The following is a 15,915-nucleotide window of genomic DNA, read 5'->3' on the forward strand; positions in this document are numbered from 1 at the left end:
CAGTTGTTTAGTAAAAGGCATCATAGCTTTTCCCTGCTGAATACAGAAGACATAAAAACTAAGGTGTTGAATTGGCTGGAGAAGTTCAACACTTTTTGCTTTTTAGACAGTAACAGCTATGAGTCGAGGGAAGCGAACTACGACCTGTTGGTCGGAGCCGGTTGCAAAAGATTTTTTGAGTCGTCGGCTCAGGATGCATTGGACGGTTTTCAGGAACTGCTTGATAAAGGTTATGGCTGGTTGTTTGGTCATTTAGGTTACGAATTGCACACCAGGGACAGGTGTCCCGGGCGGTCCCGACCTGATCCACTTGGTTTCCCGGATCTGTATTTTTTTGAACCTGAAATTGTGCTGGAGCTACGGGGAAATGAACTGACTATTCACGCGGAGAATCCGCAGGAAATCTTCCATGAAATTGAACTCAGCATTCGCAGGCATTCGGTGGAGGGAGATCGTCTCCAGGCGGAAATCCGGAGCGGAATAACCAAAGACCGCTATCTGGAAATTATTCGGAAGCTACAGGGTCACCTGCATCGGGGAGATTGTTACGAAATCAATTTTTGCGTAGAATTCTTTGCTGATGAAGTCCGGATAGATCCCTTTACGCTTTTCAGGAAACTGACCCAGGTATCACCGAATCCTTTTTCGGGGTTTTACAGGGTAGGGGATAAGTGGCTGCTTTGCGCGAGCCCTGAAAGATTTCTGCAAAAAAAAGAGAATCGACTTATTAGTCAGCCTATCAAAGGTACGCTGCCCCGTGAGCAACATGGGGGGGCGGGAGAAGAAAAGGAAAGGGAGAAGCTCAGTTCCAGTGTTAAGGACCGGTCCGAAAATGTGATGGTCGTAGATCTGGTCAGGAACGATCTTTCGCAGGTCTGCAGTGAGGGCACCGTGAAGGTGGACGAGTTGTTTGGTATTTACAGTTTCCCGCAGGTGCACCAGATGATTTCCACGGTGAGCGGTGAGCTCGCGGACGGTATTCAGTTTTCAGAAATTATACACGCCACATTTCCCATGGGCTCCATGACCGGAGCGCCAAAGCGCAGGGTGATGGAATTAATTGACCGGTACGAAATGGCGAAGCGGGGATTGTTCTCCGGGGCCGTTGGCTACCTGGATCCTGCCGGTGATTTCGATTTCAATGTGGTGATCAGAAGTCTGATGTATAATTCAGCCAACGGGTACCTGTCATTTCAGGCGGGTTCCGGCATTACTATTTATAGCGATGCAGAAAAGGAATGGGAGGAGTGCCTGGTAAAAGCCTCCGCGATCCGGTCTATCCTGGGTTTTCCGGATTGATGTGTTCCTGCCCCCAACGAAAAGTTTTAATATCAAAGCCTGCCAGATCTAATACACGGTGTACGACGGTATCGGCAGCTTCTTCCAGTGTTGCCGGTTTGCTATAAAAGGAAGGTGTAGCAGGGCAGATGATGCCTCCGGCTAATGTAATGGTTTCCATATTCCTGATCTGGATCAGGTTGTAAGGAGTTTCCCGGACCACGCAGATCAGTTTTCTCCTTTCTTTTAGGATTACATCGGCCGACCTGGAGATCAGGTCATTGGAAAGCCCTCCGGCAATCCGGCCAAGAGTTCCCATGGAACAGGGAACAATGATCATGGTGCCAAACTGTCCGCTGCCGGAAGCAAAAGGGGCTGAAAAATCATTTTTGTCGTAATAAGAAATATTGTTGAAATCAGGGAAATCGGTCCCCATTTCCACCCGCCATACTTCACGGGCGTTGTCGGTGACAACTACTGCGAGTTCTCTCCATTGGGTTCTGACCTGCAGCAGACTAAGTATCAGCCTATTCGCATAAATTGAACCGCTCGCACCTGTGATTGTGATCAAAATTTTTTTGTTCATGTGTTGATATTAATGTTTTCAATGGTCACATACCTGCCTACCTTCGGCGGGTAAGCCGGCAGGCAGCCTGCTTTGTGGCAGTTGGGCCTACTTAGTGGTGGGCTGGTCTGCTGACCGAAGTTAGGCGGAAATCCGCTGAAACCAGCTCTTTACTACAGGCTATCTGAAACTAAGCCGGGGGGAGGCGTACCGGTCTGTATAATAATACTTTAACCGATTAAAAATAGGAAATAGCGGTGGGAAGGCGATTAAAAACGCCCTTTATTTTCTAAAGAAATGTGAATTTTGGGGGATTGAGAAAATTTTTCTTGGCATTTAACATTTATTTATTTATTTTTGTATTAGAATTTTCATAGGATAAGGTTTAATGGTTAATGGTTTTTGATGAAGTCCCCATCACCTCAAGTGTTGGGGATTTTTGTTTGTGAAAACTTTGGGACCCGTCACTCATAAAACGGCTAAATCCGAGATTGTAGGATGCTTTTAAGGTGTGAATCAGTGAGTTTTGCTAGTTTATCTTAATTTAACAAATTGCTTTGGCCATGATACCTGGAACTTTTGTAAATGCCTTATAATCAATAGTATACATATGTATATCCTGTTTTAAAGACCCCGGAACTGCGATGAACTTGGTTTTGAAACAAGGATTTTTGGGTGCAATTTTGTGGTGTTAATGCGAAATCAACCAGCCCAGGAGTAAACTACGGGCAGACAAAAACCCAGAAGGCCGGGAAGAAAAATGAGACCGGATGAATTAAGAAAAGATATCAAATCAACTAGACATAAAGGTATTAAATCGACAAAACAAAGAGGCAAATATTAATTAAAAAACAAAAATGAAGACTATGAAAAAAGTAATGTTGAACACGAAGATTGGCGCAATGGTTTTGGCTGCGCTGTTTTCAACAGGCGTAACCACCCAGGTTTTGGCAAATGACAGTCATGATCAACCCGCTGAATTGAAGTATGTAGGCGACGTAAATGATCGTCCCGTGTACAGGCTGGCTCTGAAAAATGATGCAAATACTACTTATTTTGTATCTGTCAGGGATGGCGATGGCAGCGTGTTGTACCGTGAGAAGTTACAGGGTACAAACATCGTTCGTAATTATCAGTTCGCTGATATGCCCCTGGAGGCTTACAATCTGACCTTTGAAGTGAGCAATGCTAAGGGTAGTGTAGTAGATGTGTACAGCATCAGCAAATCGAAAAAGATTTTCGATCAGGTTGATGTGACAAAGGTGAAATAATCGGCTAGTAAACCATGATCTTCAAAGGCTCCGCAGTGCGGGGCTTTTTGGTTTTCGGGGGGTAAGGAATTGTTGCTAAGGATGCAGCTCCCATTGTGATCTGAAAGTCGTTAAGTCAAATTAGTCTGGGGTTCCGGCTTGTCTTTATTCAATGACGAATGTTCGATTACGAATTAAGAATGTTTCTTATAAGTGTATGTTCCCAATTCCAAAAAAAATAGAGTATGCCATCCAAACCTTGGAAGACATACTCCACGAATTCTTAAAATTATTTAATCGCCTCAACCAATAGTATACACAATATTCCTATATATGTATAAAATCTAATATATGGCGTCTAAAGTCTCTCTTCAGCTCGCGACCTTCTCGTGCTTTTCGGCCATATCGGGGATCTCTGCTACTTTATATTCACCCTTGTCAAGTTTTCTCTTAACGGCAGTAAAGGCTTCCAGTGTAGCCTGAATATCTTCATCGGTATGAGAAGCCGTCGGGATCAGCCGGTAGATTATATGTCCTTTTGGAATTACAGGATATACCACAATGGAGCAGAAGACTCTGTAATTTTCCCGCAGATCCATAACCATTGCAGTTGCTTCTTCAACACCACCCTTCATATATACCGGAGTAACTACGGAGTTGGTGGTACCGATATCAAAACCTCTTTCCTTCAGGCCCTGTTGCAGTTTCCGCGCATTTTCCCAAAGCTTACTTCTTAATTCCGGTTGTGTCTTCAGTAATTCAAGTCTTTTTAGATTACCAATAACCAAAGGCATAGGAAGACTCTTTGCAAAAATCTGGCTCCTGATATTATATCGTATATAATCAACAATCTTATGGTCACCCGCTACAAAAGCACCGATGGATGCCATCGATTTTGCAAACGTAGAAAAGTACAAGTCAATTTTGTCCTGAACACCCTGTTCTTCGCCGGCGCCCGCGCCAGTCTTTCCGAGGGTCCCGAAACCATGTGCATCATCCACCAGCAACCTGAAGCTGTACTTATCTTTCAATGCCACGATCTCCTTTAGTTTGCCCTGGTCCCCGGCCATACCAAACACACCTTCGGTGATAACCAGGATGCCGCCTGACTTCTGCCGCTCGATCAATGAAGCAGCACGCTCAATTTGCTTTTCAAAATCTTCCATATCGTTATGTTTATATACATAACGATGACCGGGGTGAAGCCGGAGGCCATCAATAATGCAGGCGTGGCTTTCAGCATCATAAACGATCACATCGTGACGGCTGCATAAAACATCAATAATACTCACCATACCCTGGTAGCCATAATTCAGCAGGGCTACATCTTCTTTACCTTCAAATTCGGCCAGCTCGGCCTCCAGTTGTTCGTGCAAATTGCTGTTACCGCTCATCATCCTGGCGCCCATCGGCAGTGCGAGTCCATATTGCGCGGCAGCGTCGGCATCGGCCTTTCTTACCTCTGGATGATTGGCAAGCCCCAGGTAGTTATTCAGGCTCCATACAATTACGTCGTTACCTCTGAATTTCATTCTGCTGCCAATTTCTCCTTCCAGTTTCGGAAAGGCAAAATACCCGTGTGCACGGTCACGGTGCTGGCCTATCGGCCCATAATTTTTTAAAAGTCGGTCAAATATATCTGCCATAAAATGATTTTCTGCATGTTAGTTAAAATCACCTGCAAAGATACGATCCATGACGGAATTCACGGATTTTTTCCATTTTAACCACAAGGTGTAGCGTAGTTGAGTCTATCTGATTCACGTATCTATATATTTCGTATCTTTATCTGTTCTGCGCTTTACGTTCGATGGTGATGACTATTCCAGATGATCGGGCCTAAGGCAATATACGGTTAACGCCGCCCTGGCAACCCGGAAAATGTCTGGTGTATGCATGTCAGAAAACAATCGCTTCGGTGTGAATTTCCTACCTTTAGAAAACTAATCCATATACCGATGTCCGACCCGGAAACAATCAATGTTCATATTCAATTTTTTCAACGTTTGAGGCCTGTTCACCGGTTCATCATCGCCTTTGTTGCCGCTGTTGTCATATTTTACCTGCTGCCAGCAGGTCTTTCTTTGTTGTTAAAGCTGCTGGTCGCCTGGCTGGGCTTTTCCGTCACTTACCTGGTGGTATGCTGGATCGTTATTAACTCCATGCAGGTAGCGGAAATTAAGAAAACTGCTGCTCGCGAGGATGGCAGCAAAATATATGTTTTCACCATGATCCTGGTGGCGTCGTTCGCGTGTATGTTTGCCGTTTTATTGCTAATCATGTCCGGAAAAGATCATGGAGCAGGACGTTTCCTGGCAGTATCAGCCGCCATTCTTGCGATGATGCTCTCGTGGACCCTGGTTCATACTTTGTTTACTTTTCATTATGCACATATCTATTATTTGGCACTGGTCAAAGGCGCGGGGCTACGTTTCCCGGGCCGCGAAGAACCCGATTACCTGGATTTTGCTTACTTCTCTTTTGGGATCGGCTGTACTTTTCAGGTTGCCGATGTAGAGATTACCCACCGCGATTTTCGCAGGCTGGTACTGGCACATAGCGTGCTGTCATTTGCTCTCAACACTTTTGTTGTAGCGCTGACCATCAATATCATTGCGGGCCTTACAAACTAATGGCCGGCGGTTCCCGGTAGCCATGGTTTTTCATTCATCAGAATCGATAGATCTGCGCAAAGATTGGCAAAAAATTTGCGGCATATCCCAACAAGAAAGCAGTCTGAGACGAGTTGCTTTGAACTAATCAAAGTTCAGGGTGACTAAAAACTTCAGACGGAAAGAAGATAAAGCTGCGCGGGGAGATGAAAGAAAAGTAGCATTGAATCATGGGTAAACGAATGAAAAACATAAAAAGAGATCATTGGATAAAACGAAGACTGAAAATCTGGTTGCCCCTCAGTCTTTTTATTCTCACAAACTTATTAACGATAGTTGCGAGGGCCCAGGATAGTCTCTCAGAAATGGACAATTCTTTCAAAAACAACTCCGGGAAATTCATCGCGTCGCCCTGGGTATGGGTCGTAGGCGGATCTATGTTGGTCCTGATACTTATAACTTTCATACGCAGCAGCAGTAACAAGGGTCACTAACGGGCACCTGCTTTTCTTTATACAAATTGTGTGATAAGTATTCGTCCTCCGCTGATATTTCAGGTCGGCGTATCAGATCCATTTGTTGGGAGAGCTTTTTGTTGCCCTGTCAGGAAAAAAACTTTCTGAAAGGACGATCTCCTTTCACTGATTCTCAGGAAAAAAATGAAGCGAATTGCTCAGATTACCAGATGGCCCAATTTTGCATCCCAATAGAACGTCTTTTCAGGGATGATCCGGATCAGCGCGATAAAAGGATCTTCAGTACCCTTCGGAATCCAGGCTTTAACAGAATGGGCGGCTTTGTTCTCGATAATCTTACGGTCATTGTACACATAGGCACTACCATACACGGTAAGATACTGGTTTGCTTTGTGGTTCGAGAACAGCAACTGTACCTTGTCATCCATTTTTACATCAACATTCTTATCACTGACATCGGAGCTCAGAAACCAGATATCGCCCTGATCGTCTATCTCCTGAATCAGCATCGGCCGGGTTGCAAAAGGCTGCTCCTCCAGTTTGGTGCAAAACATGCAGACTTTTATATTCTCAGCAACCATCCTTAGTTTCTCAATAGCTTCCTTCCCGTTCAAATTCAGAATTTCTGGCATAAAATAGCGTTTTGATAAGCAAAGTTATCACAATTCAGGATTCTGTTAGATGAAACTTTCCCGTGGCATTTGAAAAAAAACATTGGAAATTCATTTTTTGATCTTAATTTTGCGGCGTAACCACTTTAAACTGTAATAAAGGGACCATTGCGTATTATAACCTGCAGAAATACTAAAGTAAACGAGTAGACTGAGTTCACAAACGAGTAGATTGAGTTCCATATTCCTGTTGGTTTTCCTCTGGTTTTTTTGCGGAGATTGAGCAATATCCCTCAAATAACAACTATGAAAAAAAGACTGTTAGCCGGGTTAGGAACCCTTTGTGTGATCTTTTTCTTTTTTGGGATCAGCGTAATGAACCTGTCAGGGCGCGCTGTTTCTAGTTCACCGCCTGTTATCAGTACGCACCCGAATAGCCTGTTCATTTCATCTTTGGAATCATTTGGCTGGGTTGTGGGTTCCCTGTACGTCCTGATCCTGATTTATTCCTTGATTTTTCACCATCGAAGGAAAAAATCCAATGAAGTACTGACCGAGGATCGACTCTGACGCGTCCCCTTACCGGTTGTTTAAGAAAGTTCAGCGATTAAAGCGAGTTGAGATATAGCAGTATCTCCGGGGCACGGGTATGTTTTTAGACGGAAGCACTTGCCACCGATATTCCGGAAAATAAATTTCATGGCTGATAACACGCCACCTGGATTAGAAACCAGATCCATTTGTAGCGTATTAAATCAGACTTAAAAATAACGATCCCTGAATTCTATTCGGATAGTTGCCGTAAGTTTACAAAAACTATAAATCCCGGTAACCTTGACCGATATCAAAAAAACATCCGGTTATGAATTGATCGCTGACTGGCTGAGATCAACGGGATATTCACCTTTCCACTTTCAGGAAGAAGCCTGGCAGAGATACCAGGACGGGTATTCGGGAATGATCCTGGCGCCCACAGGTTTTGGAAAAACATTTTCCGTATTTCTGGCTGTCCTGATACATTACCTGAACCATCCGCAGGAATACGACAAAGGATTAAAACTGCTTTGGATCACACCCCTACGGTCCCTTGCAAAAGATCTGGCCAGGGCAATGAGCGATGCGCTGGAACAAATAGGCTTAGACTGGGAGGTAGGAGTCCGCAACGGGGACACGCCAGCGAAAGAAAGACAGCGGCAAAAAAAGCAGATGCCGGATATTCTGATTATTACACCGGAAAGTCTGCACCTGCTGTTTGCCCAAAAGGATAACTCCCGATATTTCAGGAACCTGCGTTGTGTGGCCGTAGATGAGTGGCACGAATTGATCGGCAGCAAAAGAGGTGTGCTGACTGAACTGGCATTAGCCAGGCTGCGCCATATTTCCCCGGCGTTGAGGGTATGGGGTATTTCGGCAACGATTGGTAATGTGGAGACAGCCTTTGAAGTACTGATACCCGATAAGATTACACCAAGAGCACTGGTCAGGGCCCGGGAAAAGAAAAAAACGAAGATTATCCCGGTTTTTCCGGATAAAATGGAAATCCTGCCCTGGGCAGGTCACCTGGGAACTAAAATGGCCGACCGCCTGATCCCCATCATCCAGGAAAGTAAAACAACCCTTATTTTTACCAATACCCGAGGACAGAGTGAAATATGGTACCAGGTATTGTTGAATGTATGTCCCGACCTTGCCGGTCAGTTAGCCATACATCACGGTTCGGTGGATGCAGAGCTTCGCGTCTGGATAGAAGACATGCTGCATAGTGGGGTACTAAAGGCGGTGATCTGCACTTCTTCGCTGGACCTGGGGGTAGATTTCAAACCGGTTGATAGCGTTATTCAAATAGGGTCTCCCAAGGGAGTCGCTCGTTTTTTGCAGCGTGCCGGCCGAAGTGGTCATTCGCCATTTGAAACCTCCAGGATTTACTTTCTGCCCACACATTCACTGGAACTGCTTGAGGTCGCTGCTCTGAAAGAGGCGGCCCGCCTGAATATCATAGAAGACCGGGTGCCGCTTGTCCTGCCCTTCGACACCCTTGTGCAATACCTGGTTACACTGGCCGTTGGTGAGGGCTTTCGGGAGGAAGAAATCTGGCGCGAAGTTAAAGGGACCTATGCTTTTGGTGAAATGAACCGGGATGAGTGGAACTGGGCGCTCCGTTTTATCACCATAGGTGGTGAGGTACTCCAGGCGTATCCCGATTTTCAGAAGGTTATTGTGGAAGAAGGTATCTACCGGGTGATAAATCGCCGGATCGCTATGACACACCGTATGAATCTGGGTGTTATTGTCAGCGATCCAATGCTGAAAGTGAAGTTCATGACTGGCGGGTACCTGGGGATGGTAGAAGAATATTTTATCAGCCGCCTGAAACCAGGTGATAATTTTGGCCTTGCCGGGAAAGTGGTTGAGTTCATCATGATCAGGGATATGACGGTGATTGTTCGCCCCTCACGCGCGAAGAAAGCCATCACGCCGAGTTGGATGGGTGGAAGGATGCCCCTTTCTTCCAACCTTAGCGCAATGCTGAGGTATGAACTGAGTCAGGCTTCCCAATCGACAGATGCGGGTCCGGAGTTGAAAAAATTGTCTGGATTATTTGAAGAACAGAAAAGATATTCTCGTATTCCTGAGGAAAATGAGTTTCTGGTGGAGCAGATCATATCCAGAGAAGGCTACCATTTGTATATGTATCCTTTTGAAGGAAGGGCTGTACACGAGGTTATGGCGGCTTTGGTTGCTTACCGGTTCAGCCGTTTTCGGCCCATAACCTTTTCAATGGCTATGAATGATTACGGTTTTGAATTGTTGAGTGATCAGCCTGTTTCGATGGATATCACCATGCTCAGGGATCTATTGTCCGTCGAAAATCTGACTGCTGATATTGCCAAAAGTATTAATGCAACTGAAATGGCCGGTCGTAAGTTTCGGGATATCGCTGTTATTGCGGGGTTGGTGATCCGGAATTTTCAGGGTACCTTCAAAGCTGATAAAAACCTGCAATCATCTGCCGGAATTATTTACAGGATTTTTGAGCAGTATGATCCTTCAAACCTCTTGCTACGGCAGGCATATGACGAAGTGTTTTTTCATCAGTTGGAAGAGCCGAGACTCATCGCAGCACTGCAACGAATCAGTCAGAGCAGGCTTATCCTGACAAATCCACCTTTTTTCACGCCATTAAGTTTCCCGATCATGGTGGACGGCCTCAGGCAGGACCTTAGCAGCGAAGCATTGGAGAACAGGATCAAAAAAATAAAGGATGAAGCAGGGAGAGATACTGGAAAATAGATATGGAGCAGGTTAAAGAGATCATGTGCGGAGGCGAGGTAGTTGTGCTATCATCGCATAGAGGGCTTTACTGGCCTAAAAGGAAAATGCTGGTCCTGGCTGATTTGCATTTGGGAAAAGCGGCCTATTTCCAAAAAAACGGTATACAGGTCTCTTCGGAGGTGATGATGGATGACCTGAAGAGGCTGACCTTGCTCATTGATCAATTTAATCCCGATAGCCTGCTGGTGGCGGGTGATATGTTTCACCACGAAGTTAATGGTGATTTTAAACAGTTCATCACCTGGCGTAGGCGCATCAGTTCTGTCCGCATCTGCCTGGTGCCCGGTAACCATGACAAACTTCAGGCAGCAGATTTGAATCGTTTGGAAATTGAACTCCTGTCGCGGGAATGCCGAATTGATTCATTTTTGTTCACACATGAAATGGGAGATCCCGACCCGGGACTGTTCACCATTTCAGGCCATATTCACCCTGGCTTCAGGATTGAAGGTCGACCTCGTCAAGCACTGCGACTTCCCTGTTTTGTCGTTACCGAAAGCTACCTGTACATGCCTGCGTTCAGTCATTTTACCGGGCTGAGCACAAAATATTCTCATATCGGAAACGAAAAGATTTTTGTCACGACAGGAAACGCTATTCTGGAATGTTGATACTAACGCGTAAATTTTTAGCACCCATGCCGCGGTGTGAAAACGGGCGTTGACTGGCTTAAACGGGGAAACGAGGTTCTACTGACAGCGATTGAAACCGACTTTTTTATTTCAGACGGTATTTCTTCTGAACCCTGGGGTTGTTGATCATATTATCCAATTCTCCTTCGGGAATTTTTTCTGCCGAATCGGTTGGAACTTCACTCAGTTGAATCTTTGTCTGTCGGAGCTCTTTTTTCAGGGTCTCCGTCTTTTGCACAATTAGCGGATCTCTGTCGCCCGACAGGCGGTTGTCATACTGTACGTATTCGAGGCGCTTGTAAGTGCTTCTCAAAAGTGAAGCCTGGTTCTGTTCGACATTTTTATTGGGTGCCGCAGCTTCTTTCACGGGTAAGAGAATGATTCCGGCGCTGGGAAGAATTTTCGCTGCATTTTTATTGGTGGTCGTTGTGGACACGACCGTCCCGGTAACCGTTGAAGTTGCTGAAGTTATATCAAAAGTAGAGCGGTACGACTTGGTTCTTCTTACTTTCTTATCTAGCAGGAAAAATGTGTATTTGAGGTCCTTGGTCCATTTCCGCATCAGGCTATCGGCTTCTTTATAATCGGCCGTTGCAATGTCGTAATTGAGGGCATCCTTTACAATGACTTTTACTATGGCCGTATCGGAGAAATTAAATTTGGTGGTGCCGATGAAAAACAGTTTGATGATTTTCACTTTCGCCGAATCCTTTTCATTGACGAAGTCGTAAGGCGGAATCCATTCAAAGGTATCATCGCAAGTTTTGGGAATCTTAAAATTACTGATTGAAATATCGCTGGTAAAAAGAATTCTGTCGATAGGGAAATTTCCTGATCCGCACATAACATTGAAGTACAGTTTATTGCCCTCTTCAATCGTCACCGGGCTCACCACGCTGGGTTTCAGCCGGGGAAGAATGACATCTGTGTTGTAAAATGTAATGGTAAAGGAGGTATCCACCTTTTCATGTGGATTGAAGAGATTTTGTACACCAACGCTCACGGGGTAGTTGACATCATAGTTTAGTCTGCCCGACATGAACAGGGCTTTGTTAGATTTGAAGGAAAGGGTCCCGTTGTCTTTGTCGATCCTTAAACCGGCAGGTGCATTTTTCAGGTACCAATAGTACTTTTTGGGGTCTTTATTGATCTGGAGCCGGTAGGTCAGGCTGGAATCCACGTGCAGAGAAAAGAACGGGTTCAGGTTGATAATTCTCAAAGAAGTATCCACCGGATGCAGGGAGAATGACTGGCCCGGATCCGACAAATGGATACTATCTCTTTTTTCCTGTGAGAAACCAGTAAATGCTGTACTGGAAATCAGGAAAATAAGTAGAAAAATTTTTCGCATAATGTTAAAACCCTGGTAAGTGTCGCAAAAGTAAATATTAGACGCTAGTTTGCTTCAAAAGGTTTCAAATCAAAATTAAACAAAAAAGCCCATTGTAGAAACAACAGGCCCTAAACCAAAACTAACTGCTTATGAGAAAAACTTGCTTACAGTATTTCTATATCCTTGGACGTCGTTTTAGACGCTTCCTTTTTGTTAAGGGTTACCTTTAAGATTCCATTAACATATTGGGCCGCTATTTTTTCGCTGTCGATCTTTTCATCGAGTGTAAAACTTCTCTTGAAAGACTTAGCATGAAATTCTTTCACAATGCTCTTGCCATTTTCAGACGTTTCTTCTTGCTTCTTTTCTGCGGAGATGGTTAACAGGGTATTATCCAGGTGGATCTTAAAGTCCTGCTTTTCAAATCCGGGAGCCACAATCTCCAGCTCATATAAGTCATCTTTTTCGATAATGTTCACCGGCGCAAAGCCGCCTGACCGCGTACGGCTCAGGTTGTGTTTCAAAAACGAAGGCGTCTCGGTCAGAAAATCATCCATCAGGTTGCTCAGGCTCCGATCAAAAGGAGCCACATTGAATTTTAAATTTGTCATGGTAAATTACTTTGTCGTTTTTAAATTTATTTCAGTGAAAGAACATCAAATCCGGTTCCTAATGCCCTCACCCGGTAAAAATCGCAGTTTTGATATACCTAATATGTCATAATGGCATTATGGAAAGGTTTTAAATGTCAATATGTCGGTTTGTTTTGAGTTTAGGGGCTCACTGCGGATTTGCTTAAGTCGCGATCAGATGTTTTTGCAAGGGGCTCAAGGTTTAATAAGTTCTTTCTTTTTAATTGAACTTTTACGTTATTTTGATGTTCTTTATCCAACAATTAAAACGACTAAAAATATGTACCCACAGGAAATAGTGATCCCCATGAAGGAGGAACTGACTGACAATGGTTTTGAGGAATTATTGACCCCCGAAGCCGTGGAGACCAGCCTGGCTCAAAAAGGCACAAATTTAATGGTGATAAATTCAGTTTGCGGATGTTCGGCAGGTACTGCCAGGCCTGGCGTGCTGATAGCAGTTGCTAATGCAGAAAAAAAGCCCGACCAGCTGACAACGAGTTTTGCGGGGTTTGATATGGACGCAGTTAAGAAGGTAAGGGAACATCTGTTACCTTATCCGCCATCATCGCCTTCCATCGCGCTGTTTAAGGATGGCAGGCTGGTGCATTTTGTAGAGAGGCACATGATTGAGGGCCGCTCCGCGCAAATGATCGCCCAAAACCTGATCGCCGCTTTTGACGAATATTGTTAAGCTGCCAGGAACTTTAACGGGAATCAAAAAATGGGGGCGGAAATTTTGTTGCCGCCTGTTGCATTCTTATCCTGTTAATTTATAGGGTCTTTTCCGTAATATTGCCAAACAAAATGAACGGATAAGCATGTACCCCAACCTGTACTATGTTTTCAAAGACTTCTTCGGGGTCGATTGGAAATTTTTGCATTTTATTAATTCTTTCGGCTTTTTCGTAGCCATCGCCTTTATCCTGGCCTCCTTTCTTTTGGCCGCAGAACTGAGAAGGCTGGGCAGAGAAGGCCGTCTGAGCCCGGTGGAGGAGAAGATCAGCGTTGGTAAACCGGCATCGACCGGAGAACTGCTCCTGAATTTTTTCCTTGGATTTCTGCTGGGGTACAAGATCCTTGGCCTCATCTTCCTGGATGATAAACTGGCTGTGAACCCTCAGGAGTATATTTTCTCCGGGCAGGGGAACTGGCCCGCCGGTATAGTGCTGGGCCTTTTATTTGCGTGGTTTCGCTGGCGCGAGAAGAACAAACAGAAACTGGCAAAACCTGAAACCCGCACCATCCGTGTGTGGCCGCACGACCGAGTGGGGGAGATAACCATGGTCGCGCTGGTGGCCGGTATTGTAGGCGCAAAGATTTTTGACACCTTCGAGAATTGGGATAGCTTTCTGAAAGATCCATCGTCAATTTTTTCTGCATCGGGATTAACTTTTTACGGAGGACTGATCTTTGCGGGGATTGCCCTTTGGTGGTATTGCCGGAAGCATAAGATCAATTTCTGGCATTTTACCGATGTCCTGGGGCCCATCATGATGATGGCTTATGCAGTGGGCCGGATCGGCTGTCAGGTATCTGGGGATGGCGACTGGGGGATATACAATTCGGCCTTTAAGACCACCGCTTCAGGTGGAATCGCACCAGGAACAATGGCCGACTATAACCAGGCGCTGATGGAAAATGCGGCTTTTTTTGCCAGTCATGAATCACCGCACGCCTTTTTCCCCAAACCGGGATGGCTCAGTTTCCTTCCGGACTGGTTTTTCGGGTATGATTTCCCGCACAACGTAAACGAAGCGGGCGTTGCACTTTCAGGCTGTACCGGTCAATACTGCAACCATCTGCCCGTTCCGGTATTTCCTACATCGCTCTACGAAATCATCGTTTGCCTGATTCTGTTTGGCATATTATGGCTCATGCGCAAAAAAATTAAAATACCCGGAGTGCTTTTCGGCATATACCTTGTTTTCAATGGACTGGAAAGATTTTGGATTGAAAAAATAAGGGTGAATGTGAAGATGAATTTTCTGGGCATGCACATTACACAGGCCGAATTAATATCCTTTGGATTGATCCTTTTGGGGATAGGTCTGATCCTGTACGCAAGGAAGAACAACCGGAAGCTTGCCCCATCGGCCATTTGAAAACTTTTTTGCGGCATACTTGTTGGAATAAGCAGGGCAAGAAAAAGCCAGGTTTGAACAAAATTTGGCGTATCTTTGCACGTTCTTAAAAAAATGGGTGCTTAATTTGTGCGAGAGTGCAGCGTTTGGCCCTAAAAGAACGTCTATAAGAAATAGATTCCACTCAATACTAGAATAATATATGCGTCAGCTAAAAATTGCTACTCAAATCACAAACAGGGATTCCCAGGCGGTTGAAAAATACCTCCAGGAAATCTCGAAGATTTCTATGATCACACCCGAGGAAGAGACCACACTCGCCCAACGTATCAAAATGGGCGATCAGCGTGCGCTGGATAAGTTGGTTCAGGCCAACCTCAGGTTTGTCGTGTCTGTGGCAAAGCAATACCAGCACCAGGGTTTGTCACTCAGTGATCTGATCAATGAGGGCAATCTGGGTCTGATCAAAGCGGCGCAAAGGTTTGACGAAACCAAAGGGTTTAAATTTATTTCCTACGCTGTGTGGTGGATCAGGCAATCTATCCTGCAGGCTTTGGCCGAACAGGGCAGGTTGGTCCGTTTGCCGCAAAATAAGATCGGCACCTATAATAAGGCCAATAAAGCTTACATGGCGTTTGAACAGGAGCACGAGCGGGAGCCATCGACCGAAGAGCTTTCCGAGCTGCTGGAAATGAGCGAAACTGAGATCAATAACATTTTCCAGAGTAATACCCGGCACACATCCCTGGATGCGCCCGTGCATGAAGCTGAAGACGTGGCGATGGGCGATTTGCTGGAAGGGGGCTCTGATACCGACGATGATGTGATGAAAGATTCACTTCGCAATGAGATTCGCCGCGTACTAAAGTCTCTGTCACCCCGCGAAGCCGAAATCGTGAACGCCTATTTTGGACTGGATGGTGAAAATGGCGTTACCATCGAGCAGATCGGTCAAAAATATGATCTTACCAAAGAGCGGATCCGTCAGATAAAAGAGAGAGCGATCAAGCGCCTGCAAAAGGCCAGGTATAGCAGCGCCCTGAAATCTTATCTTGGATAATTATTAGTTGCCTTACGATCAAAATAGCGAGAACTCCGGCATTAAGCCG

The 15,915-nt window shown here is 45.2% G+C and carries 15 protein-coding genes; 9 read left to right on the forward strand and 6 right to left on the reverse strand.

The annotated features are described in order from the left end of the window. Positions 1–3: 3 nt before the first annotated feature. On the forward strand, positions 4–1,299 hold the full coding sequence (locus AC3WS5_RS06020; protein ID WP_492466352.1) for an anthranilate synthase component I family protein: 1,296 nt from the start codon (positions 4–6) through the stop codon (positions 1,297–1,299). Here AC3WS5_RS06020 and AC3WS5_RS06025 read toward each other — a convergent pair. Then, on the reverse strand, positions 1,277–1,864 hold the full coding sequence (locus AC3WS5_RS06025; RefSeq protein WP_492466353.1) for a UbiX family flavin prenyltransferase: 588 nt from the start codon (positions 1,862–1,864) through the stop codon (positions 1,277–1,279). The two genes, AC3WS5_RS06020 and AC3WS5_RS06025, sit on opposite strands and share 23 nt — an antisense overlap. Before the next feature lie 845 nt (positions 1,865–2,709). Between AC3WS5_RS06025 and AC3WS5_RS06030 the strand changes: the two genes are divergently transcribed. Beyond that, positions 2,710–3,114 carry a hypothetical protein gene (locus tag AC3WS5_RS06030; RefSeq protein WP_492466354.1) on the forward strand — a complete coding sequence of 135 codons (405 nt, stop codon included), beginning with the start codon at positions 2,710–2,712 and terminating at the stop codon, positions 3,112–3,114. Between the two features lie 350 nt (positions 3,115–3,464). Here AC3WS5_RS06030 and AC3WS5_RS06035 read toward each other — a convergent pair whose 3' ends face one another. Next, a complete protein-coding gene (locus AC3WS5_RS06035) occupies positions 3,465–4,739 on the reverse strand; it encodes an aminotransferase class I/II-fold pyridoxal phosphate-dependent enzyme (RefSeq protein ID WP_492466355.1) in 1,275 nt (424 codons plus the stop codon). A 312-nt stretch (positions 4,740–5,051) separates the two neighbouring features. On the opposite strand from AC3WS5_RS06035, the gene AC3WS5_RS06040 reads away from it, so the two are divergent. Further along, entirely contained in the window at positions 5,052–5,726 is a 675-nt protein-coding gene (locus AC3WS5_RS06040) for a DUF1345 domain-containing protein (RefSeq protein WP_492466356.1), read from the forward strand. A 241-nt stretch (positions 5,727–5,967) separates the two neighbouring features. Here AC3WS5_RS06040 and AC3WS5_RS06045 read toward each other — a convergent pair whose 3' ends face one another. Both AC3WS5_RS06045 and AC3WS5_RS06050 read right to left on the reverse strand, forming a co-directional pair. Continuing rightward, on the reverse strand, positions 5,968–6,171 hold the full coding sequence (locus AC3WS5_RS06045; protein ID WP_492466357.1) for a hypothetical protein: 204 nt from the start codon (positions 6,169–6,171) through the stop codon (positions 5,968–5,970). Positions 6,172–6,378: 207 nt separating this feature from the next. Continuing rightward, complete coding sequence (locus tag AC3WS5_RS06050) at positions 6,379–6,813, reverse strand: pyridoxamine 5'-phosphate oxidase family protein (RefSeq protein WP_492466358.1); 435 nt, start codon at positions 6,811–6,813, stop codon at positions 6,379–6,381. A gap of 285 nt (positions 6,814–7,098) precedes the next feature. On the opposite strand from AC3WS5_RS06050, the gene AC3WS5_RS06055 reads away from it, so the two are divergent. From AC3WS5_RS06055 to pdeM, 3 genes are all read left to right on the forward strand, one after another. Continuing rightward, a complete protein-coding gene (locus AC3WS5_RS06055; RefSeq protein ID WP_492466359.1) occupies positions 7,099–7,362 on the forward strand; it encodes a hypothetical protein in 264 nt (87 codons plus the stop codon). 264 nt (positions 7,363–7,626) lie between these two features. Further along, positions 7,627–10,083 carry a ligase-associated DNA damage response DEXH box helicase gene (locus tag AC3WS5_RS06060; protein ID WP_492466360.1) on the forward strand — a complete coding sequence of 819 codons (2,457 nt, stop codon included), beginning with the start codon at positions 7,627–7,629 and terminating at the stop codon, positions 10,081–10,083. A gap of 2 nt (positions 10,084–10,085) precedes the next feature. Then, the gene (gene pdeM, locus AC3WS5_RS06065) at positions 10,086–10,736 is read left to right on the forward strand and encodes a ligase-associated DNA damage response endonuclease PdeM (RefSeq protein WP_492466361.1); all 651 of its coding nucleotides are present in this window, start codon (positions 10,086–10,088) and stop codon (positions 10,734–10,736) included. A 106-nt stretch (positions 10,737–10,842) separates the two neighbouring features. Here the strand turns inward: pdeM and AC3WS5_RS06070 are convergent, their stop codons facing one another. Together AC3WS5_RS06070 and AC3WS5_RS06075 are read right to left on the reverse strand one after the other, a co-directional pair. After that, positions 10,843–12,108 (reverse strand): hypothetical protein, encoded by a 1,266-nt coding sequence (locus tag AC3WS5_RS06070; protein WP_492466362.1) that lies wholly within the window; start codon positions 12,106–12,108, stop codon positions 10,843–10,845. A 146-nt stretch (positions 12,109–12,254) separates the two neighbouring features. After that, the gene (locus AC3WS5_RS06075; protein ID WP_492466363.1) at positions 12,255–12,701 is read right to left on the reverse strand and encodes an Hsp20/alpha crystallin family protein; all 447 of its coding nucleotides are present in this window, start codon (positions 12,699–12,701) and stop codon (positions 12,255–12,257) included. Between the two features lie 301 nt (positions 12,702–13,002). On the opposite strand from AC3WS5_RS06075, the gene AC3WS5_RS06080 reads away from it, so the two are divergent. The 3 genes from AC3WS5_RS06080 (at position 13,003) to AC3WS5_RS06090 (ending at position 15,866) form a co-directional block, all read left to right on the forward strand. Next, positions 13,003–13,416, forward strand: coding sequence for a BrxA/BrxB family bacilliredoxin (locus AC3WS5_RS06080; RefSeq protein ID WP_492466364.1), 414 nt, complete (start codon positions 13,003–13,005; stop codon positions 13,414–13,416). Positions 13,417–13,543: 127 nt separating this feature from the next. Continuing rightward, a complete protein-coding gene (locus tag AC3WS5_RS06085; RefSeq protein WP_492466365.1) occupies positions 13,544–14,827 on the forward strand; it encodes a prolipoprotein diacylglyceryl transferase in 1,284 nt (427 codons plus the stop codon). 181 nt (positions 14,828–15,008) lie between these two features. Continuing rightward, a complete protein-coding gene (locus AC3WS5_RS06090; protein ID WP_492466366.1) occupies positions 15,009–15,866 on the forward strand; it encodes a sigma-70 family RNA polymerase sigma factor in 858 nt (285 codons plus the stop codon). Positions 15,867–15,915 lie beyond the last annotated feature (49 nt).

Source organism: Niabella sp. CPT15-335-S11 (genome assembly GCF_058792415.1).